Origin of the sequence: Aeromonas sp. s11 (assembly GCF_040907945.1) — a bacterium.
GTDB classification, from domain to species: domain Bacteria; phylum Pseudomonadota; class Gammaproteobacteria; order Enterobacterales; family Aeromonadaceae; genus Aeromonas; species Aeromonas veronii.
This window is the reverse complement of record NZ_JBFOCU010000062.1, coordinates 259,675-285,271: the sequence shown is the minus strand read 5'-3', so window position 1 is coordinate 285,271 and position 25,597 is coordinate 259,675. Positions and strand designations below refer to the sequence as shown.

Sequence of the window (25,597 nt, the reverse complement as noted above, 5' to 3'; positions counted from 1 at the left end):
CTGTTATCCATGCATCAACCCTTAGAGGGTGAAGCGCTGGGTCATATGGTGCAGGGTGTTAGCCAGCTTGCTCAGCTCGACGCAAGCCTGGGCGATCTGATGAGCGCCCTGGGCATTCTCGTCAGCGGCATTGTGGATGTTGACGATGCTGCGGTTGAGCTCTTCGGTCACCGCGTTCTGCTCTTCGGTAGCGGTGGCGATCAGGGTATTCATGTCGGTGATGCGCACCACGGCACCGTTGATGGTCTCGATACTGGTACCGGCATCCCGCGCCAGACCGACGCTCTCCTGCATCTGGTGACGACTCAGCTGCATGGCGTTGCCCGCCTCGGCGGCGCGGCTCTGCAAGAGCTCGATCATCTTGCTGATCTCGGCGGTGGAGTCCTGGGTACGCTGGGCCAATGAACGCACTTCATCCGCAACGACCGCAAAACCACGACCCTGCTCACCGGCACGGGCTGCTTCGATGGCGGCGTTAAGGGCCAGCAGGTTGGTCTGACCGGCGATATCGCGGATCACATCCAGCACCACGCTGATGTTGGCGCTGTCGGCCTCCAGCTGCTGCACCACTGTGCCTGCCTGTTCAATCTTGACCGACACCTCTTCGATGCTGGTAATCGAGCTGCGTACCACTTCGCTGCCGGCAGCGGAGGTGCGGGAGGCATCCTTGGCGGCGCTCATGGCATCCGTGGTGTTGCGGGCCACTTCGTTGACGGTGGACTGCATCTCGTTCATGGCGGTCGCCACCTGGGAGACTTCGTTCTGCTGGATGGCCATGCCGCTGGCAGACTGGCTGGAGATGGCGCTCACCTCCTCCACTGCGCTGCTGAGTTGGCTCACGGAGCCGGCGATCTCGCTCACCAGATCGGAGAGGGAGCCCTGCATCCGGTTGATGGCGGAGCCCAGCTGACCCAGTTCATCGCGGTTGAAGCGGCTGTCACGGATCCACTGCTGCAGTTCGCCCTGACCCAGATCGCCATTGGCAATACGCTGGGCCTGACGGGCCAGCATGATCAGCGGATCGCGGATCTGGCGGGTCAGTACCACGGAGAGCACCACCACAAGGATCAAACCGATCACCAGCGCGATGGTGACACTCAGATTGGCGGATTGATAAGAGTCGACAATGTCACTGCGGGATTCAGACGCATAACCATGGTTAATCTGGATAAGGGAGGCCACTGACTTGCTCAGCGCGGTATAAAGGGGAACCCCCTCCTCAAGGAAGATGCGTTGGGCTTCGGCAAGCTGATCGCTGTCTTGCAGCTGTTTGACTCGCTGGTGCAGGGCGACGTAACGATCCCAGTCAGATTTCACCGTATCGAAGGTACGGCGCTCCGCCACATCCTCAGGCCAGATCGTCTTGTCATGGGCAATCAGCTGCTGCGCGATCGAGTTAAGCTGTTGACTGGCAATATTCCGATATTCAGCCCTTTTCAGCGGCTCGGCAGCCACCACGAAATAACCCAGCTCATAACGACGCAACTCACCGAGAGAATCCCCGATCGCGCTGGTGCGATTGACCGCTGGCAAGATGCTGTCGGTAAACCGGATAGCAACATCATTCATGTTGCCAAACTGGACAAGGGAAAAACCGCCGATAAAGGCGACCATCAAACCGAGCACGGCAAAGCCGGCGGTAAGTTTTTTGCCTATGGTCATGGAACTGGTATTCATGGGATATCCTGGTGGTCGTTAAATTCGTAGCACTCGTCCGGTTCACGCCCTCCTGGCATGAACTATCTGGCCACCTGTTCAGTGGCGCACCATCCAACCTTGATGAATATCTCTGAATTCCATGAGCGGCAGCGAGAGCCGAGAGGGGCGGTAGAATAGCCGGATTATTGCGGTTCGGAAAGAGTCTTGTGATTAAAATTAAAGCAACTCAAATGACCCCGTTCAAAATAGGGGTCATTTGGATGAAAGATCAACTATAAGGGGGTAAAAACTTAATAGCGGAAGCGCCCAATCTTGTCCATTACATCGCTGGCTAACTTATGCATCTGCTGACTTTGTTCATCCTGCTGGTTAGCCAAACGGGTCGATGCGGTTGCCGCGTCATGAATGTTGCTGACATTTCGACTGATATCATCGGTGACCTTGGACTGCTCCTCTGCCGCACTGGCGATCTGAGTCGCCATATCCTGGATCCGGTCTGCCGACATAACTATCGTCGCAAGCTCGGTCACGGCAAGCTCTGCATCCTGCAATGCCAGCTCACTCAAGTTTTTTCCCTCTCCCATGGTACTCACAGCTTCTGCCGTGGTCTGACGAAGGCGCTCGATCATGCCCTGGATCTCTTTGGTTGAAGCCTGGGTTTTGGACGCCAATCCCCTGACCTCATCCGCAACCACCGCAAACCCCCGACCATGTTCCCCGGCACGAGCGGCCTCAATCGCTGCATTCAGAGCCAACAAATTGGTCTGTTCCGAAATGGTACGGATCACATCGAGAATCGAACCGATCTGTTGACCCTGTTGCTGCAACTCGGCAATCCGCTGTGCCACCACATCTACTTGCACACTCAGCTCACGGATACCACTAGCGGAATTACTCACCACATGCTGACCTCTATGCACCGCTTTGCGGGTCTCATCTACAGCATCAGCGGTAATCTGTGCACTGCTGGAGACGGAGTCCGCCGTCGAGGCCATTTCGTGGATGGCTGCTGCAACCAGTTCAATCTCTTCCAATTGCCGATGGCTATTGGACAATCCTTGCTGAGCCAGCTCGGCAGATTGGTGGGCAGCTAGCTGCAAGTCGCGGCCACTTTGTGCCGTATCACTCACAATATGATGAATAGTGCTGACAAACCGGTTGATCCCCTCAGCCAACTCGCCAGTCTCATCTTTACGCATCACATTGAGGCGTTGGGTCAAGTCCCCTCCAGCGGCAGAAAGACGTCTGACCATGCTGGCGGTCTGTTGTACCGGGCCCGAGATGGATCCGGCAGCCCAGGCCAAGCCGACAAGACCAAGGCATGCCACCACGATCCCAACCAGCAGTTGCATCCACAAACTCTCGCTGAAATCAGCGGCTCTCGCCTGTTCAGCCTGATCAGCATCTGCAAACAGCGCCGTATCAGCCACCTCAATGATGATCCCCCAGGCTTTAGTGACCCCTTTAAGATGGATTGGCACCAGCACGCGCAACTGACCCGAAACTTGCTGACTACTGGCCTCTCCCTTGTTGAGCAGATCCATCAAGCCAGACTCTTCAAGCCGCCCCCCGATCACATCAGGTTGCGCCGAATCCGCGGCGATGATGCCGTGTGGACTGATGATCCTGACCCGGCTCTGGCCAGAGAACACCTGGCCACTTACCTGCTTGGCCAACTGTTGCAGGTAGTTGAGGGAATAGTCGACCCCGACCATCCCCAGATAGCGGCCCTGATCCAGAACGGGCACAACAAAAGAGGTCAAGAGCGTCGGTTGGCCATTCACGGTATAAACGGAAGGGTCGACAGCACAGGCTGCCTTGCTTTCCATCGGACAGAGATACCATTCCGATGCCCGGATACCGGTCTTGCTCAAACTCTTGCTGTAGTAGTCGCCCAGCGGTTTGATTGTGAACCCGGCTGGACCACGACTCCAGTAGGGGGCAAAGTTGCCAGTGGCCTGGCTATGTACCCCGTCAGTCAAATACGTACTGTCCTGACCATCAAAGGTATTTGGCTCCCAACCACTGTAGATACTGAGAAAGTCGCTGTTCCGTTCAGCAACATCCTTGAGCAAGGCAGTCACGGTAGCCCGGTCCAATGGCCTGGGTTGATGAACATTGCCAGCCAGCATGGCGGCAAGTGTCTCTGCTGTATTAAGGGCTTGTTCAAAGGTGCCTGCGATCTCGCCGGCTTGTTGACCAGCCAGAGCCACCAGCCATCGTCCGGCATCCTGACGAGTTGTCTCGCGCATTTCGCCCTGAATACCACCTTGCATAGTCGCAAGAGACAGATAGCTATACCCGACCACACTCAACACGGTAGCCAGTAAAATACAGCCACCAAAAAACATGACCTGATGTTTGATTGAACGAAACACGGCTACTCCAACCTGTAAATGATGCCCTGCTGGTAATGGCAAGCATCTTAAGAGGGGACAGGTTGGTTCCGAAGAGCTACCACTCACGATTTTCACACTTTGAGCGCTCGATCACGAACATGAAATATTCGCTTACGAAAATAGAGAAAGTGGTCGATACAGGCTCGCCATCTCTGGCTATCGTCCATAAAAACGCCAGCAATGGCTGCTGGCGTCTCGTTTATTCAGCAAGGCGGTTACAAAACAACCGCCATCTTATCCGCGCAGGCCGCCCAGAAATTCGGCCCGGGTATCGGGCTGGGTCTTGAACACCCCGCCGAGGGAGGTGGTGGTGGTGTAAGAAGTCGAATCCATCACTCCGCGCGCCTTGACGCAGTAGTGGGTCGCCTTGATGCTGATGGCAACATCCTTGGTACCGAGCAGGGTCTGCAACGCCAGCAGGATCTGCTGGGTCAGCCGCTCCTGCACCTGGGGACGACGGGCGAAGAACTGCACGATACGGTTGATCTTCGACAGGCCAATCACCTTGCCGCGAGGGATATAGGCCACATGAGCCATGCCGTCGATGGTGACGAAGTGGTGTTCGCAGGTGCTGGTGAGGCTGATGTCCCGCACCATGATCATCTCGTCCACCTGCATCTTGTTCTCGATCACTGTCACCTTGGGGAAGGTGGAATAATCGAGGCCGGAGAAGATCTCGTTGACGTACATCTTGGCGATGCGGTGCGGCGTCTCGGCCAGACTGTCATCGGTCAGATCCAGCCCCAGTGTCTCCATGATGGAGCGCATATGGCCTTCGATCTTCTCCCGCTTCTGCTGGCTGTTCAGCTCGTTGGTGACCAGGGGGGTTTCCAGTCCCTGGGCTTCGAGGGCAGCCCTGACCAGCAAGGCTTCCGGACTTAAGGTTGTCATTATCTTCTCTCCCACGCTCAGGGACTGTGAGGGTCGCTCAAGGAGCAACCCCTTATGTTATGGCGGCGTACAGGGCCGACGGTATCGCTGTAATGATCGCCACACGGGATGTGACAGCCATCTGTTATGGCGGCATAGTAAACGGCCATTGCCGCCAAGATTCAAGTCAACTTGTGCGTCACCTCATACTTTATGGCCATCACCCCCCGTTTTTGCGCCGATTACCCCGAGATTCCCTTGAGATAACCTGCCCATCCCCGGGGATTTTTGTGATAATCCCGCCTTCAATCATAGAAAGAGGTCATGACGATGGGATTTGATACCAGCGGACTACTTCCCTTAAGCGATGCCCTGCAAGGGATGCTGGAACAACTCGCTTGCTGCTGCGACAGCGAGCAGCAGCCCCTGCCAGAGGCCCTTGGCCGGGTTCTGGCCAGCGACATCGCCTCTCCCCTCGCCGTGCCCCCCTTCGACAACTCCGCTATGGACGGTTACGCCGTGCGCCTTGTGGATCTCACCAGCGGCACCCCGCTCATCATGGCGGGCAAAGCGTTTGCCGGTCAGCCCTATCAGGGCGAATGGCCCGCCGGCCACTGCGTGCGGATCATGACAGGTGCTCCGGTACCGGCCGGTACGGATGCAGTGGTGATGCAGGAAGAAACGCAGGCCGATGGCGATCGGATCACTTTTCTGGCACAACCCGACCCGGGCCAGAATATCCGCCGCGCCGGCAGCGATATCGGCAAGGGCGCCTGCGTGTTGCCAGCCGGTACCCGCCTCACCCCAAGAGAGATGCCACTGCTGGCCTCCCTCGGCGTGGCTACCGTCGCGGTACGCCGACCGCTGAAAGTGGCCATCTTCAGCACCGGCGATGAGCTCAAACCGGTCGGTACCCCCCTCGCCCACGGCGATATCTATGACTCCAACCGCTACGGCGTGCGGGCCATGCTGGCGCGCATGGGCTGCAACTGCCTCGACCTTGGCATCATCCCCGACGATCCGGCCCAGCTACGCGCCGCCTTTATCCGCGCCGATGAAGAGGCCGATGTACTCATCACCACCGGCGGCGTTTCGGTAGGGGAAGCGGATTTTACCAAACAGCTGCTGGACGAGCTCGGCGAGATTGGCTTCTGGAAGCTGGCCATCAAGCCGGGCAAGCCGTTTGCTTTTGGCCGTCTGCCCCGCGCCTGGTTCTTCGGCCTGCCGGGCAACCCCGTCTCCGCCATGGTCACCTTCGATCAGCTGGTGAAACCGGCGCTGGCCAAGCTGGCGGGCCAGCACTTCGAGCGCCCGCTCCAGCTGCAAGCCATTGCGGCCGAACCACTCAAAAAGAGCCCGGGCCGACTCGACTTCCAGCGCGGCATCATGAGTCAGGGACCGAACGGCCTCGAGGTGCGCAGCACCGGCTCGCAGGACTCCGCCGTGTTCAGCTCCCTGTCGCAAGCCAACTGCTACATCGTTCTTGAACGGGAACGGGGCCGCGTCGCCGTGGGCGAGACGGTCACCATCGAACCATTCGGGGGATTGCTGCTGTGAGCGAGATCCTGAGCGACGCCGAACTACTGCGCTACAACCGCCAGATCATCCTCAAGTCCTTCGATTTCGAGGGGCAGGAGGCGCTCAAACAGGCCCGTGTGCTGGTGATCGGCGCCGGTGGCCTTGGTTGCGCCGCCAGCCAGTATCTGGCGGTGGCCGGGGTTGGCCAGCTCACCCTGGTCGATTTCGACAAGGTGGAGCTCTCCAATCTGCAGCGTCAGGTGCTGCACAACGATGAGCGCATCGGTCACTACAAGGTGGACTCAGCAGCGCAGTCGCTTCGTGCCCTCAATCCTTGGCTCAACGTGGAGACCCACGCTGCCGTGGCCGACGAGGCGCTGCTCGATACCCTGCTGCCCCTGCACCAGCTGGTGCTCGATTGCACCGACAACCTGGCCATTCGCAACCAGCTCAACCAAAAGGCACGCCGACACAGGGTTCCGCTGGTCAGTGGCGCCGCCATCCGGCTGGAGGGTCAGCTCTGCAGCTTTACCTGGCAGGAAGATGAACCCTGCTACGCCTGCCTCAGCGCCCTGTTTGGCGAACAGGCCCTAACCTGTGTCGAAGCCGGTGTACTCGCCCCCGTTGTGGGTCTGGTGGGCAGCCTGCAAGCACTCGAAGCCATCAAGATCCTAGCTGGCATGGGCAAAAGCTACAGCGGCCACCTGCTGATGATCGACGGCCTGAGCGGCACCTTCCGCGAGATGAAGCTGCCCAAGCGCCCCGACTGCCCGGTCTGCTCCCACCCTTGACGCAAACGGGATCAAAAAAGCCGAACCCTGTGGTTCGGCTTTTGTATTCCGATTTAGCAACGGTATCGGGGATCAGAAGATCCCCTTGGCTTTGACCTTTTTCATACTGGCCACCTGACTCGAGAGATCCTCTATCAAAGGTTCTGCCTCTGTGCCGCTAGCACTCTGTCGAGCGGGGGCACTGGCCAGTCGCTGGATCAATCTGTGCTGCTCGCGGATCAGCCGGGATTGCTCTTCCAGTTGGCGAGAGAGCAGCTGGATACTGCTGGCAAGGGGAGCCAGATCCTGCTCGGCCCCTGCTGATGGCAGCTTGCCAGCGATGGCTTCGGCCAGCTGGTCATGATCCAGTGCAGCAGGCAGTCCTTGCCTGAGTTCATCCCACATCTCGCTGGGTTGCTGCTCGCCAAGCCGGCTGACAATCTCGTCCACCAGTGAAGTGGTATCACTCTGTCCCAGCTGTGGAGCCAGTCTGGCCACAATCTCGTCGATCATCACATCTGCGGCAGGCTGCGCCTCGCCAGCGGCCTCACCCAGATTGAAACCACAGCTGGCAAAGGCATGACGCAGGGTCGTCATGCTCACCTGCTCCGGCCCCAGCGCATTGGCAATCGCTTTGCAGAGGTTGGGCGCCAGCACGTACATGAACATGCCCGAGAGGTAGATATCCTTGTGGAAACGGCTCTTGGAGAAATCAAACTCCTCGGTGCCCTCCTGGATCTTTCGCGCCCGTTGATACCAGTTCTGCAATACCCCGACTGCATAGCGATCAGACTCCAGCGCACCCGGATCCATGTAAATGGAGAAGGTCATGCGCTTGAGTTGACTACTCATCGTCAACCTCGGCCATCACAGGCGCTTCGCGATAGACTTCATCCTCTTCCGTGGTGTAGAGGCAGATTTCACGAGCCAGCGCGGACTGAGCATCGTCCAGCAGCTCGACACGGTCACCCAGGGTGGGATAGGCCGCCTTGATCGCGTCATAAATCAGAGATGCGCCGCCACCGACCAGATAGACACGGTTCGGGTTCTTGGCAAACTTCTTCGCTTCATGCGCAACCTGAGTGCCCAGCTCGTCGATCTTGTTTTGCATCTTCTCGAGGATCTTGGGGATCTGGCTCTCATCGTTGACCACATCGCGTACAAAGCTCATGTCGTGACGACGCTTGATAAACTCGTTGGCCACCAGATAGCTGGAGTCGCTGTCTGCTGCGGCCAGCGCCTTGCGGGTAGCGTCGGTCACCATGGAGACACCGATCTCGTTGTTACCGTAGACATCGGAGACATCATCAAACTCACCGACGATGATCCCCATATCCAGAGTGGTGCCGCCACAGTCGATCACCAGAGTCTTGGTGAACTCGTTGCAGCCTGAACCAATCAGACGGGAAAGCGCAGCAGGCAGACTCTCCGGCATCACTTCGACACTGACGATATTGAACAGCTCGCCCTTGTTGAGGGAGATGGCCCGCATCAGGTTGCGGCGTTTCTTCTCGATCTTCTCTTCGTTGCGCTGGCAATCGTCCGGGTTGTAAAACTCGGTGATGGGCAGGGTCACGGTAATGGCGACATCGCACGGCGTCACACCGGTCTGCAACAGGGCATGATGCACTGAGAGCAGGTTGAGATCGTCATACTGGTACTCCACATGGGTGGTGGCCAGAGACTTGTCGGAGGTCGCGTCGTAGGTGTACTTGGTGTTGCCTATCTCGTAGTTGTAGATCTTCTTGTCTTTACGCAATGCGGCGCTCTTCCAGTCCTTGCGAAAGGAGTTGGGAGAGATGATGGTCTTGAGCACCTTGTTCTCAATCCAGCTCACCTTGACGTTGGTCGAGCCATCATCGATGGCCATTTTCATTACTTCAGACATGAGGAAACACCTGTTAATAGATCAGAAATGGGTCCGATTGCCTTGCCTTATGCCTTTGGCAAGGCGATCGAACCAATACATACACGGGGTAAAAGGGCGACAAGTTTAATGGGTTTCTAAAATCCGGTGAAGCAAATGATTAAATCCGGAAGGATCTTCCGCGGGCCAGGCGTGGTGGCCGTTGGGGGTGTGGATGGTGGCGTTGGGCAGGGCGGCAAACTGCTCTACCCGTTTCGCCAGCGGCAGGTAGTCGTGACTGGTGGAGATGATGGCCACCGGCTGCCAGATGGCGCCGAGCCGGGCGCGTACCGACCAGCCGGGTAACGCCTCCAGCAGTGCCTTGTAGGTTTTCTTTTTATTGCGCACGAAACGCAGCCGGAAGGTGTGGCGCACCTGCGCGAGATCCGGGCCCGGGAAGAGCTCGCGTCCCAGCCACCAGGCGAGCGGGCGCATACCGAACCAGCGCAGCCACTTGAGACGCTGGGCGTAACGCTCCTGCTCTTTGGGGCTCTCCAGCAGAAACTCGCTAAAACCGTTGACCAGCACCAGCCCCTGCACCTTGTGGGGCAGTTGCAGCGCCAGCTCCAGCGCTACCATGGCCCCGAGCGACAATCCGACAACCCAGGCGGGCTCCGGCTGCTCGTCGAGCCAGTTCACCACATCGGCTGCCAGGGTCGCCACATCGAACGGCCCCTCCTGCATGCTCTGGCCGTGGCCGCGCAAGTCCAGCGCCACCACCCGGTAGTGTTCGGAAAACCGTTCGATCTGCGCCTGCCAGTCGAGGCTCGAGGAGCCCAGCCCGTGCAGCAGCAACAGCAAAGGGCCCTCCCCCGCACTGCGCAGGGCAAGACCGTTGAATTTCATCACCTGATTGCGGCGCATCAGTGTATTGCCTCTCGACTCATCACCTGAACCATCTCTTGTTGTTATGTTACCCGTGGCCATCCTGCCACGTTATCAGCACGGCGCCCAATCAGCCTTCGCTGACCAGACTCACCGCCTTGATATAAGCGTAGATCTGCTGCTCCGGTGCCAGCGCCAGCCGCCTGGCGGAGCGGCTGGTGATCCGAGCCAGCAGTATCTGCTCACCCAGCGCCAACTGCAACAGGGTCTGGCCGGGGCGCACCTCGCGCACCGCCAGCAGACGGGTGACGAGACAGTTGGAGAGACTGGAGTGCTCGATAGGTGCTGTAGCAATCACCACATCGCGCCCCGCCACCTTGATCTGCAAGGGGCCACTCTCGTCCGGCACATGGGTCATGGTGACCCGCAACTGCTGCTCGCCGAGTTGCAGGGTCGCCATCTGTTCGTCGTCATCGTAGTGGGCCAAGGTCGCATCCAGCATCACTCCGGCATCGTCACGGCTGGCGAGTGACAGGTCGGTTCGGGCGAAAATCTCGCTCGGTCTACCTTGCGCCTCCACCCTGCCACTTTCCAGCAGCACCAGCTGATCGCAGAGCAGGCTCACCTCCTCCATGGCGTGGCTAACGAAGATCATCGGGATGCCGCTCTCCTGCTGCAAACCCTTGAGCACATGGGCCTGATGGATGCGGCTGCGCCGATCGAGCGCAGAAAAAGGCTCATCGAGCAGCAGCAGATCAGGCTCGGCCAGCAGCGCCCGCCCCAGCGCTACCCGCTGGCGTTGACCGCCAGAGAGGGCATGGGCAGGCTGCCCCAGCAGATCGGCAAAACCGAGCCGAGCAGCCAGCGCTTCGGGCTGCCAGCGCCCTCGCCCCTTGCGGGCCGCCAGTTGCAGATTGCCGAGCACCGTCAGATGGGGGAAGAGGCGCGAGTCCTGAAACACCAGTCCGATCCGGCGCGCTTCGGGCAGAAGTTGAGCATACTCCCGATCGCGCCACCGCAAGCGATCCCCGCTTTGGCGATCGAGCCCGGCAATGATGCGCAGCAGTGTGCTCTTACCGCAGCCGGAGGGGCCGAACAGGCCGAGGATCCCCCCCAGCTCGAGGGTCAGAGCGCAATCGAGGGTAAAGGAGCCAAACTCACGCCGGACATGGAGGTTCAGGGCATGGCGGTGCGGCTCGTTCACTGGCGGCATAGTAGCGGGCTGGTTCATCCAAACACTCTCCGCTGTCGGCGCTGCAACACCCCGTAGACCAGCACCAGCATCACCAGCGAGAAGGCCATCAGGCCGCCCGCCAGATAGTGGGCTTGTCGGTAATCCATCGCCTCCACATGATCAAACAGGGCAATCGAAAGCACCTGGGTTTCGCCGGGGATATTGCCGCCAATCATCAGCACCACGCCAAACTCCCCCAGGGTGTGGGCAAAGCCGAGAGCCGCCGCCATCACGAAGCTGGGCAGGGTCATCGGCAAGATGATGTGGAAGAAGCGCTCCAGTGGGCCAAGCCCCAAGGTAGCGGCAGCCTCCAGCTCCTTGTTACCCATGTTGACGAAAGCGGAGGTGAGCGGCTGCACCACGAACGGCAGCGAATAGAGGATGGAGGCGAACAGCAGGCCGAGAAAGCTGAAGGCAAGCGGGGCACCAAAGGTGTCGCGCCACCAGGCGCCGAAGCCATATTCAGGGGAGAAGGCGAGCAGCAGATAAAAACCCAGTACCGTGGGGGGGAGCACCAGCGGTAGCGCCACCAGCGCCTCAACCAGCGGCCGCAGCCGGTTCTGACTGCGCGACAGCCACCAGGCCAGCGGCGGTGCCAGCAACAGCAAAATCGCTGTGGTGCAGGCCGCAAGCTTCAGGGTGAGCCAGACCGCCAGCAGATCCCCTTCACTCATTGCCGACCTCCCGGTTGATAAATGCCCCCAACGGCATGGTATCGCTCCTTATTGCAAAGAGTGGCCGACCCGAAGGCCGACCACTCAGGGTATCGCATCAGGCCCATCCCCTTATTGGGGCAAGGCATAACCAGCTGCCTTGATCTGCGCCTGACCCGGCCCCTTGAGCCAGGCCACCAGCGCCTCGACCGCGGCGCCTTTCTTCAATACCAGCCCCTGCTGCTCGATGGGGGGATAGAAGTCAGCCGGTACGGCCCAGGCTTCACCGGTCTTGTCCGCTTCCACCAGATTGGCCCAGGCGACAAAGCCCAGCTCGGCATTGCCGGTGTCGACAAATTGCCAGGTCTGGCCGATGTTGGCACCGGTCAGCAGCCGGTACTGCTTGGGATCGATCTTGAGATGGGTGAGGGTCGCCATGGCGGCAGCACCATAGGGAGCTGTGCGGGCATTGGCGATGGCGAGGTTGCCTTTCCAGCTGCGCAGGGTCGCCTCGTCAGGGGCCGGCCCCCCCTTCTTCCACAGCCCCAGCTGGCCGATGGCGTAGGTGAAGCGATCGCTCCCCTTGCCCTCTTTTTCCAGCTTCTCGGGGGTCGCCGCATCGGCGGAGAGGAAGAGATCGAACGGTGCGCCGTGACTGATCTGGGTGTAGAGCACCCCGGTGGCGGCAGACGAGATGGCCAGGGTGTGGCCGGTCTTGGCGGTGAACTCCTTACCGATACGCTCTATGGTGCCCTTGAAGTTGGCGGCCACGGCCACTTTCACTTCATCAGCCTGCACGACACCGGTATGCAAGGTGGCGGCGCAGACACCGGCGATGACAACAGATAACAACGGTTTCATTCCCTTTCTCCTGATGGGGCCCGCACATCCGCGCCCCTTGGCGGGGCCGTGGTTCCCGTTGAACCTGCGCCCCTCGTGATGAACAGGTCAGGCTTGCCAGCGGGCAGCGGCGGCGTTGTCGCTCTCCTTGGCCTCGACCCAGCGTTGCACACCCTCGGCGGTCAGCTCTTTTTTCCAGAACGGCGCCCGGGTTTTCAAGAAATCCATGATGAAGTGACAGGCGTCAAAGGCGGCGTCGCGGTGGGCACAGCTCACCGCCACCAGCACAATCTGATCGCCAAGCCACAGCTCGCCGATACGATGAATGAGGGTACACTCCTGCAGCGACCAGCGGCGGCGGGCCTCCTGCACGATATCGGCCAGCGCCTTCTCGGTCATACCGGGGTAGTGCTCGAGGGCCAACCCCTTCACTTCCTCCCCCTGATTGAAGTCGCGAACCTTGCCAACGAAGGTGACGATGGCGCCACTGTCGGGGCGGGTGGCGAGACGGGCATATTCGTCCGCCAGCGAGAAATCCTCCCGCTGGACCAGAATGCGATCGGTCATGGTTGCCTCGCTCATCCTTAACCTCCGGTCACCGGCGGGAAGAAGGCCACCTCATCGCCATCATTGATGGGGGTATCGAGGGGCACCAAGGTCTGATTGACCGCGACCAAGAGCTTGCCTGCTTCCAGCGCCAGCGCCCACTTGTCGCCACGCTCACAGAGCGCCGCGCGCAGTTGTTCGGCGGTGGCGTAGTCGCACGGCAGGCTCAGCTCATCGCAGGCCACCAGCTCTCTTACTTGCGCAAAAAACAGTACCTTGATCATGCTTGCCCCCCGCTATTTGACCCCAGCTGAAAATGGCCGGACTTGCCGCCCTTTTTCTCTACCAGCCGCACCTGTTCGATCACCATGTCCTTTTGTACCGCCTTGCACATGTCGTAGATGGTCAGCGCCGCCACCGATGCCGCCGTCAGCGCCTCCATCTCTACCCCGGTCTTGCCGGAGAGCTTGCAGAGAGTGCGGATATGTACCCGATTCTGCTCGGGCAGCGGCACTATCTCCACCTCGACTTTGGTCAAGGCCAGCGGATGGCAGAGGGGGATAAGATCAGAGGTCTTCTTGGCAGCCATGATACCGGCGATGCGGGCGGTGGCGAACACGTCCCCCTTGTGGTGCTGGCCGCTCAGGATCAGCGCCAGCGTCTCGGGAGCCATGGCAACAAACGCCTCGGCACGGGCTTCGCGCTCGGTCACCTGCTTGTCGGTCACATCCACCATATGGGCTTCGCCGCTCTGGTTCAGATGCGTCAGGTTGGGCTGGGTCTGCTTGGGATCGGTCTGGTTCATCGTTTGCTCTCAGAGGTGGGATACAAAGTTGCACGGCTTGGTGCGGGCATCGAGCTGATCGCGGATCAGTTGCTCCCAACCCAGCCGACAGGCGCCGGTGGAGCCGGGCAGACAGCAGATCAGGGTGCGATTGGCGAGTCCCGCCAGTGCACGGCTCTGCATGGCGGAGCCTTTAATCTCGGCAAAAGAGAGCTGACGGAACATCTCGCCAAAACCCTGTACGGTGCGCTCGAACAGCACACCGACCGCTTCCGGCACCCGGTTCTGTTCGTTGAAGCCGGTACCGCCGTTAATCAGTACCACCTGCACCCCCTCATCGGCGATCCACTCGCTCACCCGCGCGCGGATGCGAAACAGGTTGTCCGGACAGAGCGCCCGATCGGCCAGCTGATGGCCCGCGTCGGTAAGGGCCGAGACCAGATAGTCGCCCGAGCTGTCATCGGCGGCAGTGCGGCTGTCGGAAACCGTCAGCACAGCGATCTTGAGGGGAATAAATGCGTTGTGTTTCTGTCCCATCGGGCAGCTCCTTGTGGCTATGGGCCGTCAACGAGGCAGGAAGAGAAGGGGTATGAGAGGCCAGCTGTCAGGGCGCAAAAACTGACGCAGACAGAGGTGACCAACTTGCTCAAGCGTGTGACGGCGGGCTGATTCTATCAAAGGTTTCACGAGATATGGGATTTAAAAGACACACAAATCTGATGCTTGTCCCATATATGAACAAAACGCAGGCCGGGTAAACCCGGCCTGTCGTCGCAGGATCAGAACCCTTTCACCCCGGTCATGTCGGGCAGCTGGTGAGCGATCCCCTTGTGACAGTCGATGCAGGTACTTTCACCACTGGCCAGATTGGTAGAGTGCATCTTGGCGGCACGCTGCCCCTGCAGGGAGAAGTCCATGTACTCGAAGTTGTGGCAGTTGCGGCACTCGCGCGAATCAGTCTCTTTCATCCGCTGCCACTCCCGCTCCGCCATCTCGCGCCGGTGCGACTCGAACTTCTCGCGGGTATCCACCTTGCCGGTGATCATGCCCCACAGCTCCTTGGAAGCCTGCACCTTGCGGATGATCTTGTAGGTCCACTCGTGCGGTACGTGGCAATCCGGGCAGCTGGCCCGCACGCCGGAGCGGTTGGCGTAGTGGATGGTGTCGCGGTACTCCTCGTACACGTTGTCCTTCATCTCGTGACAACTGGTGCAGAAGGCCTCGGTGTTGGATGCTTCCATGGCAGTGTTGAAGCCACCCCAGAAAATCACGCCACCGAAGAAGCCCATCAGCAGGATGACCCAGAGAGCCGCCTTAGATGGTGACTTGAAGGTGGTCCACAGACGCTGGATAAAGCCGGGTAATTTCATCTATGGATTCCTCAGTTCAGCGCTTCAACCGGTTTAAAGGTATTTTCCACCAGCGGCTTGGCATCCGCTTGCGGCACATGGCACTGCAGGCAGAAGTAGCGACGCGGCGACACTTCACCCAGGGTCAGGCCGTCACGGGTCTCGAAGTGAGTCGGACTGATCTTGGGGGCCTTCATGGCACTGGCATTCTTGAAGCTGTGGCAAGCCAGGCACTTGTTGACCTTGGTGTCCACCTCATAGTTGCGAATGTCGTGGGGGATCAGCGGCGGCTGATGCATGTACTGGCGATCGTAGGGCGCGCCATCCTTGCGGAAGTTTTTCAGGGGCGCGGCGGTGGCATCGGTCACCAGATCGGTGGCGCCACGCTCGGACTTGAGGCCACCGGTACTGTTGGTGATCTCGGGGGCCGCTGCCATCAAGGATCCCGCCATCAGGCAGGCCAGCATTGCTCCAATCAGCTTTTTCATTATTTGTTCTCCGACGTTTTTTCTGCCTTGACGGCAAAACCTACAGTGATTTCAAAAACTTGCTCCGCGCAGACATCGATGCAGCGGCCACAGTTGGTACACTCCTGAGCCGCAATCAAGGGCCCGTGACCGCGCTTGGCACCGTGAACAGGCCCGCGCAGGATGGGACGCTCCGGGCAGACCGCATAACAATCCATGCAGTTGTTGCACCGCTCGCGCCCCTTGGCAGAAATCTTGATAAATCCGACCCGGTTGACCAAGGCATAGAAAGCCCCCACCGGACAGAGATGACCGCACCAGCCCCGCTCAACCACGAAGAGATCGAACAGGAATAGCGCCGCCAGCAAGGTCCAGCCCGCCCCCATGCCAAACAGCAGACCACGCATGGCGAGCGACACCGGATTGACCAACTCCCACGCCATCACCCCGACCACAGCTGGCACCACCAGCACCATGGCCAGCAGCCAGTAGCGGGTCGCTCGGCTGAACTGACCATTGCCCTTGAGGCCAAGGCGCCACCGGAGCCAGGCTGCGGCATCCGTGATGAGGTTGACCGGACAGACCCAGGAGCAGAACATCCGCCCCCCGACCAGCCAGTAACCGGCCAGTACAATGGCAGCCCCCAGCCAGAGGGTGGTGATGGGCCAGTGGCCCGCCGCCAGCGACTGCAACAGCGTGAGGGGATCGGTCAGCGGCACCGTCTCCAGCAACAGCGAGCTGGAGACGGTGCCCTTGAGGATCCAGATGCCCACCAGCGGCCCCAGCAAAAACAGCCCGAGCACGCTGAACTGACTCAGCCGACGAAGCATCAGGAAGCGGTGGGAACGCCACCACCCCAGCTTGATGCGAGCCTCTTCCCCCGGATAACGACTCATAACCCCTCCGGTTTGCGGGTGGGCAGGGTGAGCCTGTCGCCGATGAGCGACTTGTTCCCCGCCTTGGCCTTCTCTTCCCAGCCGAGCCGGTAGTGATGACCCAGCTCACCTTTGGCGAGCTGGCGTGGCACCACCTTGATGGCCGCTTCCTCCAGCACGCAGGCATGCTCGCACTTGCCACAGCCGGTACAGACATCGCTGTGTACCGTGGGCAGGAACATGGCGTGTTTGCCGGTACGCTGGTTATGCTGCAGCTCAAGAGTGATCGCCTTGTCAATCAGCGGGCAGACCCGATAACAGACATCGCAGCGCAGCCCCAGATAGTTGAGGCAGGTCTCGTGATCGATGAGCACTGCCACCCCCATCCGGGCCTGATCGATGTCGGTCATCTGCTGATCCAGCGCCCCGCTCGGACAGGCCACCACACAAGGGATGTCATCACACATCTCGCAGGGCACAGCACGCGCCTTGAAATAAGGGGTACCAGTGGTCACAGGGTCAAACAGCCGGGCGAGCTTGAGGGTGTCGTAGGGGCACGCCTCGACGCAGAGCCCGCAACGCACGCAGGCGCCGAGAAACTCTGTTTCATCGAGAGCGGCGGGCGGGCGCAGCGCCTGGGCAGGCACAGCTTGTGCCTGCTGGCGGGCCACGCCACCGAGCCCCACGCCAAGCAGGCCCACACCGCAGGCCCCCTTGGCCATGTCGGCCAGAAACTGGCGACGACTACGACTCATCTCGTACTCCCCCGCCTTAAGCCTTCATCACCTTGACGGCGCACTTCTTGTAATCGGTCTCTTTCGAGAGCGGATCGGTGGCGTCCAGGGTCAGCTTGTTGACCAACTGGCTCGCATCAAAGAAGGGCATGAAGACCAGTCCTTTCGGCGGACGGTTGCGACCACGGGTCTCGACACGGGTCTTCACCTCGCCACGGCGGGAGGAGACGATCACCTCTTCACCACGACGCACGCCGCGAGCCTTGGCATCGTCCGGGTGCATGAAGAGCACCGCATCCGGGAAGGCGCGATAGAGCTCGGGCACCCGACGGGTCATGGTGCCGGTGTGCCAGTGCTCCAGCACGCGGCCGGTGGAGAGCCACAGATCGTACTCTTTATCCGGCGACTCGGCGGCGGGCTCGAACGGCAGGGCGAAGATGACCGCCTTGCCATCGGGCTTGCCATAAAAACGTACCCCCTCGCCCGCTTTCACATAGGGGTCGAACCCTTCACGATAGCGCCACAGGGTCTCTTTGCCATCTACCACAGGCCAGCGCAGACCACGGGCTTCGTGGTACTGATCGAACGGCGCCAGATCGTGACCGTGGCCACGACCGAAGATGGCGTACTCTTCGAACAACCCTTTCTGGACGTAGAACCCGAAGTGCTCGGCCTCGTCGTTCAGCAGACCTTTGCTCTGCTCTTTCGGGAACTGGTTGACCTGACCGTTGGCATAGAGCACGTCGAACAGGGTTTTGCCCTTCACTTCCGGCATCTTGGCAATCAGCTCAGCCGGCCACACTTCCTCAACCTTGAAGCGCTTGGAGAACTCCATCAGCTGCCACAAGTCGGACTTGGCCCCTTCCGGCGCTTTCACCTGCTGGTGCCAGAACTGGGTGCGGCGCTCGGCATTGCCGTAGGCCCCCTCTTTCTCCACCCACATGGCGGTGGGCAGGATGAGGTCAGCGGCCTGGGCAGTGACGGTCGGGTACGGGTCGGAGACCACGATGAAGTTGCGCGGATCACGATAGCCAGGCAGGCGATCGGTATTCATGTTGGGGCCGGCCTGCATGTTGTTGTTACACATCACCCAGTAGGCGTTGAGCTTGCCATCTTTGAGCATGCGATCCTGCAGCACGGCGTGGAAACCCACCTTGTCGGGAATGGTCCCCTCCGGCAGTTTCCAGATCTGCTCGGCAATGGCGCGGTGCTTGGGCTCGGTCACCACCATGTCGGCAGGCAGACGGTGGGCAAAGGTACCCACTTCACGCGCGGTGCCACAGGCAGAGGGCTGGCCGGTCAGTGAGAAAGGACCATTACCCGGCTCGGAGATCTTGCCGGTCAGCAGGTGGATGTTGTAGCAGAGGTTGTTGGCCCAGACGCCACGGGTATGCTGGTTGAAACCCATGGTCCAGTAGGAGACCACCTTCTTGCTCGGGTCGGCATAGAGCTTGGCCAGCTTTTCCAGCTTCTCTTTGGAGACGCCGGAGAGCTTGGAGACCGACTCCACATCGTAATCCGCCACGAACTTGGCAAACTCCTCGAAGGTCATCGGAGTGGCATCGCCGCTGTCCGGGTTCTTCGCTTTCTGCTGCAGCGGATCGGTCGGGCGCAGGCCGTAACCGATGTCGGTGACCCCCTTCTTGAACACGGTGTGCTTGTTGACGAAGTCCCAATTCACCTTGTCGTTCTGGATGATGTAGTTGGCGACATAGTTGAGGATCGCCAGATCGGTCTGCGGAGTGAACACCATGCCGTTGTCCGCCAGCTCGAAGCTGCGGTGCTCGAAGGTCGAGAGCACGTGCACCTGCACATCCGGGTTGGAGAGGCGACGATCAGACATCCGCGACCAGAGGATGGGGTGCATCTCGGCCATGTTGGAGCCCCACAGCACGAACGCATCGGCCTGCTCGATATCGTCGTAGCAGCCCATCGGTTCGTCCATGCCGAAGGTACGCATGAAGCCGACGACCGCAGAGGCCATGCAGTGACGAGCATTGGGGTCAATGTTGTTGGAGCGGAAACCGGCCTTCATCAGCTTGGCGGCAGCGTAGCCTTCCCAGACGGTCCACTGGCCGGAGCCGAACATGCCGACGGCGGTCGGCCCCTTCTCTTTCAGGGTCGCCTTGAACTTCTCGGCCATGATGTCGAACGCCTGATCCCAGCTGATGGGGGCAAAGTCGCCATCCTTGTCGAACTGGCCGTTCTTCATCCGCAGCATCGGCTGGGTGAGGCGATCCTGGCCGTACATGATCTTGGAGAGGAAGTAGCCCTTGATACAGTTGAGGCCACGGTTGACCGGCGCATCGGGGTCGCCCTGAGTCGCCACGACCCGACCATCCTGAGAGCCCACCAGCACGGAGCAGCCGGTACCGCAGAAGCGGCAGGGAGCCTTATCCCAATGGATGGCAGTCTTGTCGGTACTGGTGATGAGATTGGCTGCCAGCGTGGGGGCACTGACACCGGCCACGGCAGCGGCAGCTGCCACCGCGTTGGCCTTCATAAAGTCGCGTCGACTCAGCTTCATGGCATATCCTCACATTGCTTATCGCGTAATAGTTGTCGAATCTGTCGAACGGGAGCCAGCCATCAGCGGCAGAGGGCACGCCCGGCATCCCATCACTCTTTTCAGTGACCGCCCAGTTCATCGAACTGGTGGTAAATCAGGGCGGCAGAGAGCACGCCCGGCATCGCCTGTATCGCATCAATGGCCGCCATGATCGGCCGCTGGCTCGGACCTTCCAGGGTCACAACCAGCTTGCCCTCGTCACTGACGGCGTGGATCTCGGCCCCTTCAAGGGCGCCAATCTGCTCGGCGAGCTGATGGCGCAAAGGGGGCTGGGTCAGCACCACCAGACTCGATACATGGAACTCCTGATCCATTGTGGCTTCTGTGTCACACGGCTTCTGACTCATTCTGACTCCTGCTTGAGGGTGGGCTGGCTCGCACCACCGGATGGGGCGGCTCGCCCGTCGACCTTGATGCTGCCAACCGGACAATCCTGCACACAGGCGCCGCAGCCATTACAGCGATCCGGCTCGACCGTCGGGGTGGGCACACGCCCCAGCACCGGAATAAAACGAATGGCATTGGGCTCGCAGCTGTCCTGACAGCGCTGGCAGAACACCTGACCATTGGCCAGACAGTTGGCCTCGATATGGGCCTTGTAGTGCCAGGGGGACTCGCTGGTCGGGCGAAACAGCGGCGCCTTGCAGATCGTGACGCACTCGGTGCAGAAGGTGCATTCGCCACGCAGGAAATCGACCACCGGAAAACCGCCCTCGCCATTCACCAGGATCTGCTCCGGACAGGCCGCCAGACAATCCCCGCAGCGGGTGCAGTCGGCGACAAATGTCGACCAATTGACTGACCAGGGCAACTGCACCGGCGGTTCGGCGGTTCTCAGCCGCCCCCGGAACAGGCCTCGGCGGGCAAGATCGATCTCATCCGGCATGTTGACTCCTGTTCTGGTGAAAAAGGGGACAGTGCGAGTCCATGATTGGCATTCTTGATACCAATTATAAGAGTGGGTGTATATTGCGGCCCTGACAAGGTAAGGGATATACCACCAGGGAGATAAACAGGGGGGATTTTTGCGCCAGATCAAAGCCTTGCTGCGCAATAAAAATGGAGGTATCGGTTAAAATACCTCCATGTGAGGATTGCTATTTAATCGTTGGCGATTTTTTGCGGTTATCCGCCGATCGAGGCGAGATGAGGGGTGATGCCGGCATTGCCCTCATGGAGACGATGGGTGGCACTCTTGCCCGCCAGTGCCGCGCGAATGCGCTGTTGCAGCTCATCAGATTGCCCATCTGCGCCGAGCAGATCCCGCAGGTCGATGCCGTTGTCGCCAAACAGGCACAGATGCAGCTTCCCCAGCGAGGAGACCCGCAGCCGGTTGCAACCGGCACAGAAATCCTTGCTGTAGGGCATGATGAGCCCCACTCCACCCTGCGATTCCGGATGCATGAATACCTGCGCTGGACCGTCATCCGTGCCCCGCAACTGCTGCACCCAGCCGCTCTCCAGCAAGCGCTGTTTGATCTGCTCGCCGCTGACATGGTGATCACGAAACAGGGTATCCATCTCGCCGGTCTGCATCAGCTCGATAAAGCGCAGCTCGATGGGCTTGTGCCTGATCCAGCCCAAAAAGGCATCGAGCTGGTAGTCGTTGAGCCCCTTGAGCAGCACCGCATTGATCTTCACCGATTTGAAACCGGCGGCCAGTGCTGCTTCGATCCCCTCCATCACTTCGGCCAGCTTGTTCTCGCCGGTGATCTGGTGAAACTGGCGCGGGTCGAGACTGTCGACACTGACATTCAGCGCGTTGAGTCCGGCATCAAACCACTCCTGAGCCCGCTCCTTGAGGCGATAGCCGTTGGTGGTCATGGCGACCTTCTCGATGCCCGGGGTGGTGGCAATCACCTTGACGATCTCGGTGAAATCGCGGCGCAGGGAGGGCTCGCCCCCCGTGATGCGCACCTTGCGGGTGCCCATGGCGGCAAAACCGCTGACCACGCGGCGGATCTCGTCAATCGAGAGAAAGGGTTGACGCCCCGCTTTGTGACCTTCGGGGGGGCGATAGCCATCAGGCAAGCAATAGGTGCAACGGAAGTTGCACACATCGGTCACCGACAGACGCAAATAGTAAAAACGACGGGAAAAACCATCTTCAAGTGGCAACATAAACACCTTTCCAAATACGGGAGGCCAGGGCATTTCTTTCCTGACCCTTACAGCTCGAACGTCGGCTGACGGCTGGTTTCCCCCTATCGCTAGGACTTAGGCAAAACCGCTCGGAGTTCATCTAGTTTTTCGATGCTAACACAAGTTGGAGTACACTCCCACGCATCTTGCGGGGTCCTTATCACTATTCAGAGGTGCGCATCAGTATGGGAAAACGGTTCAGGGTCCATTCGGTCAGCAGTGCCATTGGTCGCGCCATGGTGTTGATCCTCTTCATGGCCAGCCTGATCGCGCTGGTCGCCATGGTCACCCTCTTCTACTCGGTGCCCGATGCCAAGGCGATCAACCTCTCCGGTTCGCTGCGGATGCAAGCCTACCGGATGGCCTACGAAATCGAGCGGGGCGACAGCGTGCTGGGGCGCCTCTCCCAGTTTGAAGAGACCCTGCACGCCGAAGAGCTGCAGGAGACCCAGCGCTGGATCACTCCTGCCTCCCTGCGTCGCACCTATGGCGAGGTGCTCGGCCAGTGGCAGGTAATGCGCCAGCACATCGAGGATCGCACCCCCAGACGGTACACCGATAACACCGAGCAGTTTGTGGCGGCCATCGACAATTTCGTCAATCAGATGCAGTACCACGTGGAATTCAAGGTGCGGATGCTGGCACTGGCAGAGGGGCTCGGCCTGCTGGCTATCATCACCATCGCCTGGTTCACGGTGCGCTTCACCCGCCAGCAGGTGGTCGCCCCCCTCAACCAGCTGGTCTACTGTGCCCGCCAGATCCAGCGGCAGGATTTCGATCTTAAGCTGCCCGCCCACGGCGAAAACGAGCTGGGGGAGCTGTCGCGCGCCTTCGTCACCATGGCCGACGAGCTGGGTAAGCTCTATCGGGAGCTGGAAAACAAGGTGGAAGAGAAAACCGCCAAGCTGCAACAGGCCAACGACACCCTCTCGTTTCTCTACTCGACCGCCCAGAAGCTGCACGCCGCCCCGCTCAGCACCCGCACCCTCATCAAACTGCTGGACCGTGCTGCCGCCCACCAGCATATCGACCACATCCGGCTGACCCGCTTCGAGCACAACGCCATGCCGGTCTACATCTCGGGGCGCACCGGCTGGCCCGGCGATCTCGATGCGGTGGCCAGCTTTTATCTGCAGATGGATGAGCAGGAGTTCGGCCGCCTCGACATCATCAGCCAGCACCCCATCGATGAGCGGTTGATCAAGAACTTCACCATGCTGCTGGCTCAGGTGCTGCACAAAGACCAGACCCTGCTGCAACAGCAGCGACTGCTGCTGATGGAGGAGCGGGCGGTGATCGCCCGGGAGCTGCACGACTCGCTGGCGCAGGCCCTCTCCTATCTCAAGATCCAGTCCACCCTGCTCAAGCGATCTTACGCCAAGGGGCAGCATGACAAGGCGCAGGAGGCGATGCAGCAGATCGACGAGGGACTTAGCAATGCCTATACCCAGTTGCGCGAACTGCTCGGCACTTTCCGTCTCACCATTGGCGATGCCAATCTGGGGGAAGCGATCCGCGTCATGCTCGATCAACTGCAACCCCAGACCCAGGCCGAAATCCGGTTCCATTACGGACTGGCCGACAATGACCTGGAGGCGGGCCAGCATATCCACATTTTGCAGCTGATCCGTGAGGCAGTGCTCAATGCCATCAAACATGCCAACGCGCAAGTGATTGATGTTAGCTGTGAGACCCTCGCCAGTGGTAACATTGAGGTTCAGATTTCAGATGACGGTGTCGGGATCGGACTCGCCAGCTCGGCGATCAACCATTACGGGTTGAGCATCATGAACGAGCGCGCCAGCAAACTGCACGGTCTGCTGACCATCAACGAGCAGCAACCACAAGGCACCTGCGTGCATCTGACCTTTCCCACCAGTCTAGCGAGAGACGCCTGATGGACGAGATGAAATACACAGTTCTGGTCGTAGATGACCATCCCCTCATGCGCAAAGGGATTGTGCAGTTGCTGGCTCTGGAAGAGAACATGGAGGTGACCGGTGAAGCCTCCAACGGCACAGATGCCGTGGCGCTGGCCAAAGAGTCCGAGCCGGATCTGATCCTGCTCGACCTCAACATGAAGGGGCTCTCCGGCCTCGATACCCTCAAGGCGCTGCGGGCCGAAGAGATCACCTCCCGGGTGGTGATCCTCACCGTCTCCGATGCCCGTCAGGATGTGGTTGCTTTGCTCAAAGCGGGTGCTGATGGCTACCTGCTCAAGGATACCGAGCCTGATCTGCTGCTGGCCCAGCTGGCCGACGTGATGACCGGCAAGCAGATCCTGAGCGAACCGCTACGCCCCTATCTCGAAAACATCTACGAGCTGGATCACCTGCAGCAGAAGCTGGAAAGCTTAACGCGTCGCGAAATGCAAATCCTGCGCGAAATTGCAAAAGGCCTCTCCAACAAACAGGTCGCCTCGGTACTCCATATCTCCGAGGGAACGGTCAAGGTTCACGTGAAGAGCCTGCTGAAGAAACTCGAGGCGCAAAGCCGCGTGGAAGCGGCTGTCATGTATCTGGAGCAGCGCAACTAAGCGCCCTCAACCGCCCGAAAAGCCACCCTCCGGTGGCTTTTTTCATTCTCTGGCACAGTCGCTGCATTGTCATATTCAGCAACTACTCAATGGAGGATGGAACATGAAACTACAACCTTTGGCACTGTTCCCCTTGCCTTCCCACATACTGCCGGGCGGCAAGCTTCCTCTGCGTCTGTTCGAGCCACGCCACCTGCAGATGCTCAAGGAGTCATTCATCAACGATCAGGGCTTTGGCATCGTGATGGAAGAGTCGACCACCTCGGGACAATCCGGCCGCATTCTGCCGGTGGGCACCCGAGTCAAGGTGACTGACTTCTACACCCTCAATGATGGCCTGCTGGGGGTGACGGTGCTGGGACTGGAGCGCTTCTGCATCCACGAGATGGAAACAGACGAGATGGGCCTTCGTCGGGCCAAGGTGGAGATGCTGCCCAACTGGCCGAGCACCCACTCCGATTTCAACGACAAGCTGCTGGTCAATCGCCTGCGGGAAGTGTTCGAGCAGTATCCGGAGCTTGATGAGCTCTATCCGGACAAGCGCTTTGAAGATGCCGCCTGGCTCTGCCAACGCTGGCTCGAGATATTGCCGATGCCGATTTATGAAAAGCAGATGCTGATTGCCAAACAAAACAGCGAAGCAGCCCGTAAATTCCTGCATCGCCTGATTTCACAATGACAAAAACAGCGTTGCAAAATGCAATTATTCCAACAATGAAAATGTGAAATTCGCATTTTGCGAGTAAGTAGGAACGCAAAACGCCATAACAAGAGAGAGCCGCTGCGCTAAACGGCCAAAATTGAACACAAAAGAGTCTAAAAAAGTTGGCACAGATTTTTCATATAGATTTGTACAACCCGATTTATCCCGTGCTCTCTTCAGTATTTGCTGAAGAACTGGTCAACCCACAAAGTTGACCA

26 protein-coding genes and 1 riboswitch are annotated in these 25,597 nt (G+C 59.6%); of the genes, 5 read left to right on the top strand and 21 right to left on the bottom strand.

The genetic code is table 11. The features are described 5' to 3' along the window. Positions 1 to 21: 21 nt before the first annotated feature. The 3 genes from AB5Y84_RS19905 to folE all read right to left on the bottom strand — a co-directional run bounded on the left by AB5Y84_RS19905 (position 22) and on the right by folE (position 4,949). A complete protein-coding gene (locus AB5Y84_RS19905; RefSeq protein ID WP_342401463.1) occupies positions 22 to 1,677 on the bottom strand; it encodes a methyl-accepting chemotaxis protein in 1,656 nt (551 codons plus the stop codon). 272 nt (positions 1,678 to 1,949) lie between these two features. Further along, on the bottom strand, positions 1,950 to 4,037 hold the full coding sequence (locus tag AB5Y84_RS19900) for a methyl-accepting chemotaxis protein (protein ID WP_368177604.1): 2,088 nt from the start codon (positions 4,035 to 4,037) through the stop codon (positions 1,950 to 1,952). Between the two features lie 255 nt (positions 4,038 to 4,292). Then, positions 4,293 to 4,949 carry a GTP cyclohydrolase I FolE gene (gene folE / locus AB5Y84_RS19895; protein WP_005334419.1) on the bottom strand — a complete coding sequence of 219 codons (657 nt, stop codon included), beginning with the start codon at positions 4,947 to 4,949 and terminating at the stop codon, positions 4,293 to 4,295. A 309-nt stretch (positions 4,950 to 5,258) separates the two neighbouring features. Here folE and moeA point away from each other — a divergent pair, with 309 nt between their 5' ends. Further along, a complete protein-coding gene (gene moeA, locus AB5Y84_RS19890) occupies positions 5,259 to 6,485 on the top strand; it encodes a molybdopterin molybdotransferase MoeA (RefSeq protein WP_368177603.1) in 1,227 nt (408 codons plus the stop codon). Then, entirely contained in the window at positions 6,482 to 7,237 is a 756-nt protein-coding gene (moeB, locus tag AB5Y84_RS19885; RefSeq protein WP_257725637.1) for a molybdopterin-synthase adenylyltransferase MoeB, read from the top strand. Before moeA ends, moeB begins: the two co-directional genes overlap by 4 nt. Positions 7,238 to 7,309: 72 nt before the next feature. Here the strand turns inward: moeB and AB5Y84_RS19880 are convergent, their stop codons facing one another. The 18 genes from AB5Y84_RS19880 to moaA form a co-directional block, all read right to left on the bottom strand. Then, positions 7,310 to 8,068 (bottom strand): hypothetical protein, encoded by a 759-nt coding sequence (locus AB5Y84_RS19880; RefSeq protein WP_005334422.1) that lies wholly within the window; start codon positions 8,066 to 8,068, stop codon positions 7,310 to 7,312. Further along, positions 8,061 to 9,104 (bottom strand): plasmid segregation protein ParM domain-containing protein, encoded by a 1,044-nt coding sequence (parM, locus tag AB5Y84_RS19875; protein WP_005334423.1) that lies wholly within the window; start codon positions 9,102 to 9,104, stop codon positions 8,061 to 8,063. The genes AB5Y84_RS19880 and parM overlap by 8 nt, the downstream gene beginning before the upstream one ends. A 105-nt stretch (positions 9,105 to 9,209) precedes the next feature. Beyond that, positions 9,210 to 9,986: an alpha/beta fold hydrolase gene (locus AB5Y84_RS19870; protein ID WP_167572985.1), complete on the bottom strand. Its 777-nt coding sequence runs from the start codon at positions 9,984 to 9,986 to the stop codon at positions 9,210 to 9,212. Between the two features lie 91 nt (positions 9,987 to 10,077). After that, complete coding sequence (modC, locus tag AB5Y84_RS19865) at positions 10,078 to 11,160, bottom strand: molybdenum ABC transporter ATP-binding protein (protein WP_252655667.1); 1,083 nt, start codon at positions 11,158 to 11,160, stop codon at positions 10,078 to 10,080. Positions 11,161 to 11,174: 14 nt separating this feature from the next. Continuing rightward, positions 11,175 to 11,855 (bottom strand): molybdate ABC transporter permease subunit, encoded by a 681-nt coding sequence (modB, locus tag AB5Y84_RS19860; RefSeq protein ID WP_005334429.1) that lies wholly within the window; start codon positions 11,853 to 11,855, stop codon positions 11,175 to 11,177. Between the two features lie 111 nt (positions 11,856 to 11,966). Next, positions 11,967 to 12,695: a molybdate ABC transporter substrate-binding protein gene (gene modA, locus AB5Y84_RS19855; protein ID WP_257725639.1), complete on the bottom strand. Its 729-nt coding sequence runs from the start codon at positions 12,693 to 12,695 to the stop codon at positions 11,967 to 11,969. An 87-nt stretch (positions 12,696 to 12,782) separates the two neighbouring features. Then, on the bottom strand, positions 12,783 to 13,256 hold the full coding sequence (gene moaE, locus AB5Y84_RS19850) for a molybdopterin synthase catalytic subunit MoaE (RefSeq protein ID WP_257725640.1): 474 nt from the start codon (positions 13,254 to 13,256) through the stop codon (positions 12,783 to 12,785). 2 nt (positions 13,257 to 13,258) lie between these two features. Beyond that, entirely contained in the window at positions 13,259 to 13,504 is a 246-nt protein-coding gene (gene moaD / locus AB5Y84_RS19845) for a molybdopterin synthase sulfur carrier subunit (RefSeq protein WP_005353453.1), read from the bottom strand. Beyond that, entirely contained in the window at positions 13,501 to 14,025 is a 525-nt protein-coding gene (moaC, locus tag AB5Y84_RS19840) for a cyclic pyranopterin monophosphate synthase MoaC (protein ID WP_257725641.1), read from the bottom strand. Before moaC ends, moaD begins: the two co-directional genes overlap by 4 nt. Positions 14,026 to 14,034: 9 nt before the next feature. Further along, complete coding sequence (gene moaB, locus AB5Y84_RS19835; RefSeq protein ID WP_120415734.1) at positions 14,035 to 14,541, bottom strand: molybdenum cofactor biosynthesis protein B; 507 nt, start codon at positions 14,539 to 14,541, stop codon at positions 14,035 to 14,037. 242 nt (positions 14,542 to 14,783) lie between these two features. After that, positions 14,784 to 15,374 (bottom strand): cytochrome c3 family protein, encoded by a 591-nt coding sequence (locus tag AB5Y84_RS19830; protein ID WP_107685087.1) that lies wholly within the window; start codon positions 15,372 to 15,374, stop codon positions 14,784 to 14,786. Positions 15,375 to 15,385: 11 nt separating this feature from the next. Then, on the bottom strand, positions 15,386 to 15,841 hold the full coding sequence (locus AB5Y84_RS19825) for a nitrate reductase cytochrome c-type subunit (protein WP_005334452.1): 456 nt from the start codon (positions 15,839 to 15,841) through the stop codon (positions 15,386 to 15,388). Further along, positions 15,841 to 16,716, bottom strand: a complete 876-nt coding sequence (gene napH, locus AB5Y84_RS19820) for a quinol dehydrogenase ferredoxin subunit NapH (RefSeq protein ID WP_257725642.1) — start codon at positions 16,714 to 16,716, stop codon at positions 15,841 to 15,843. Before napH ends, AB5Y84_RS19825 begins: the two co-directional genes overlap by 1 nt. Next, positions 16,713 to 17,450, bottom strand: coding sequence for a ferredoxin-type protein NapG (gene napG, locus AB5Y84_RS19815; protein WP_005353463.1), 738 nt, complete (start codon positions 17,448 to 17,450; stop codon positions 16,713 to 16,715). The genes napH and napG overlap by 4 nt, the downstream gene beginning before the upstream one ends. Positions 17,451 to 17,466: 16 nt before the next feature. Then, positions 17,467 to 19,956 (bottom strand): nitrate reductase catalytic subunit NapA, encoded by a 2,490-nt coding sequence (napA, locus tag AB5Y84_RS19810; protein WP_368177602.1) that lies wholly within the window; start codon positions 19,954 to 19,956, stop codon positions 17,467 to 17,469. A 101-nt stretch (positions 19,957 to 20,057) separates the two neighbouring features. Further along, positions 20,058 to 20,312, bottom strand: a complete 255-nt coding sequence (locus AB5Y84_RS19805; protein WP_031227438.1) for a chaperone NapD — start codon at positions 20,310 to 20,312, stop codon at positions 20,058 to 20,060. Between the two features lie 29 nt (positions 20,313 to 20,341). Continuing rightward, a complete protein-coding gene (gene napF, locus AB5Y84_RS19800) occupies positions 20,342 to 20,884 on the bottom strand; it encodes a ferredoxin-type protein NapF (RefSeq protein WP_368177601.1) in 543 nt (180 codons plus the stop codon). A gap of 239 nt (positions 20,885 to 21,123) precedes the next feature. Next, the gene (gene moaA / locus AB5Y84_RS19795) at positions 21,124 to 22,119 is read right to left on the bottom strand and encodes a GTP 3',8-cyclase MoaA (protein ID WP_158109458.1); all 996 of its coding nucleotides are present in this window, start codon (positions 22,117 to 22,119) and stop codon (positions 21,124 to 21,126) included. Beyond that, a riboswitch (molybdenum cofactor riboswitch) is annotated at positions 22,107 to 22,247 on the bottom strand. (Overlaps the previous gene by 13 nt.) A gap of 78 nt (positions 22,248 to 22,325) precedes the next feature. Here moaA and narQ point away from each other — a divergent pair. From narQ to AB5Y84_RS19780, 3 genes are all read left to right on the top strand, one after another. Next, a complete protein-coding gene (gene narQ, locus AB5Y84_RS19790; protein WP_005334468.1) occupies positions 22,326 to 24,038 on the top strand; it encodes a nitrate/nitrite two-component system sensor histidine kinase NarQ in 1,713 nt (570 codons plus the stop codon). After that, positions 24,038 to 24,676: a two-component system response regulator NarL gene (gene narL, locus AB5Y84_RS19785; RefSeq protein ID WP_005334471.1), complete on the top strand. Its 639-nt coding sequence runs from the start codon at positions 24,038 to 24,040 to the stop codon at positions 24,674 to 24,676. Before narQ ends, narL begins: the two co-directional genes overlap by 1 nt. A 103-nt stretch (positions 24,677 to 24,779) precedes the next feature. Continuing rightward, positions 24,780 to 25,355: an LON peptidase substrate-binding domain-containing protein gene (locus tag AB5Y84_RS19780; protein ID WP_005334473.1), complete on the top strand. Its 576-nt coding sequence runs from the start codon at positions 24,780 to 24,782 to the stop codon at positions 25,353 to 25,355. Positions 25,356 to 25,597: the final 242 nt, after the last annotated feature.

Coding starts and splice junctions, on each gene's coding strand:
- napF (WP_368177601.1), bottom strand. CDS start 20,884: ATGCCGGATGAGATCGATCTTGCCCGCCGAGGCCTGTTCCGGGGGCGG.
- AB5Y84_RS19880 (WP_005334422.1), bottom strand. CDS start 8,068: ATGAGTAGTCAACTCAAGCGCATGACCTTCTCCATTTACATGGATCCG.
- napH (WP_257725642.1), bottom strand. CDS start 16,716: ATGAGTCGTTATCCGGGGGAAGAGGCTCGCATCAAGCTGGGGTGGTGG.
- moaB (WP_120415734.1), bottom strand. CDS start 14,541: ATGGGACAGAAACACAACGCATTTATTCCCCTCAAGATCGCTGTGCTG.
- moaE (WP_257725640.1), bottom strand. CDS start 13,256: ATGAGCGAGGCAACCATGACCGATCGCATTCTGGTCCAGCGGGAGGAT.
- moaD (WP_005353453.1), bottom strand. CDS start 13,504: ATGATCAAGGTACTGTTTTTTGCGCAAGTAAGAGAGCTGGTGGCCTGC.
- modB (WP_005334429.1), bottom strand. CDS start 11,855: ATGAGTGAAGGGGATCTGCTGGCGGTCTGGCTCACCCTGAAGCTTGCG.
- modC (WP_252655667.1), bottom strand. CDS start 11,160: ATGCCGCCAGTGAACGAGCCGCACCGCCATGCCCTGAACCTCCATGTC.
- modA (WP_257725639.1), bottom strand. CDS start 12,695: ATGAAACCGTTGTTATCTGTTGTCATCGCCGGTGTCTGCGCCGCCACC.
- moaC (WP_257725641.1), bottom strand. CDS start 14,025: ATGAACCAGACCGATCCCAAGCAGACCCAGCCCAACCTGACGCATCTG.
- AB5Y84_RS19870 (WP_167572985.1), bottom strand. CDS start 9,986: ATGCGCCGCAATCAGGTGATGAAATTCAACGGTCTTGCCCTGCGCAGT.
- AB5Y84_RS19830 (WP_107685087.1), bottom strand. CDS start 15,374: ATGAAATTACCCGGCTTTATCCAGCGTCTGTGGACCACCTTCAAGTCA.
- parM (WP_005334423.1), bottom strand. CDS start 9,104: ATGTCTGAAGTAATGAAAATGGCCATCGATGATGGCTCGACCAACGTC.
- narL (WP_005334471.1), top strand. CDS start 24,038: ATGGACGAGATGAAATACACAGTTCTGGTCGTAGATGACCATCCCCTC.
- moaA (WP_158109458.1), bottom strand. CDS start 22,119: ATGTTGCCACTTGAAGATGGTTTTTCCCGTCGTTTTTACTATTTGCGT.
- AB5Y84_RS19780 (WP_005334473.1), top strand. CDS start 24,780: ATGAAACTACAACCTTTGGCACTGTTCCCCTTGCCTTCCCACATACTG.
- AB5Y84_RS19805 (WP_031227438.1), bottom strand. CDS start 20,312: ATGGATCAGGAGTTCCATGTATCGAGTCTGGTGGTGCTGACCCAGCCC.
- narQ (WP_005334468.1), top strand. CDS start 22,326: ATGGGAAAACGGTTCAGGGTCCATTCGGTCAGCAGTGCCATTGGTCGC.
- moeA (WP_368177603.1), top strand. CDS start 5,259: ATGGGATTTGATACCAGCGGACTACTTCCCTTAAGCGATGCCCTGCAA.
- AB5Y84_RS19825 (WP_005334452.1), bottom strand. CDS start 15,841: ATGAAAAAGCTGATTGGAGCAATGCTGGCCTGCCTGATGGCGGGATCC.
- napG (WP_005353463.1), bottom strand. CDS start 17,450: ATGAGTCGTAGTCGTCGCCAGTTTCTGGCCGACATGGCCAAGGGGGCC.
- folE (WP_005334419.1), bottom strand. CDS start 4,949: ATGACAACCTTAAGTCCGGAAGCCTTGCTGGTCAGGGCTGCCCTCGAA.
- napA (WP_368177602.1), bottom strand. CDS start 19,956: ATGAAGCTGAGTCGACGCGACTTTATGAAGGCCAACGCGGTGGCAGCT.
- AB5Y84_RS19905 (WP_342401463.1), bottom strand. CDS start 1,677: ATGAATACCAGTTCCATGACCATAGGCAAAAAACTTACCGCCGGCTTT.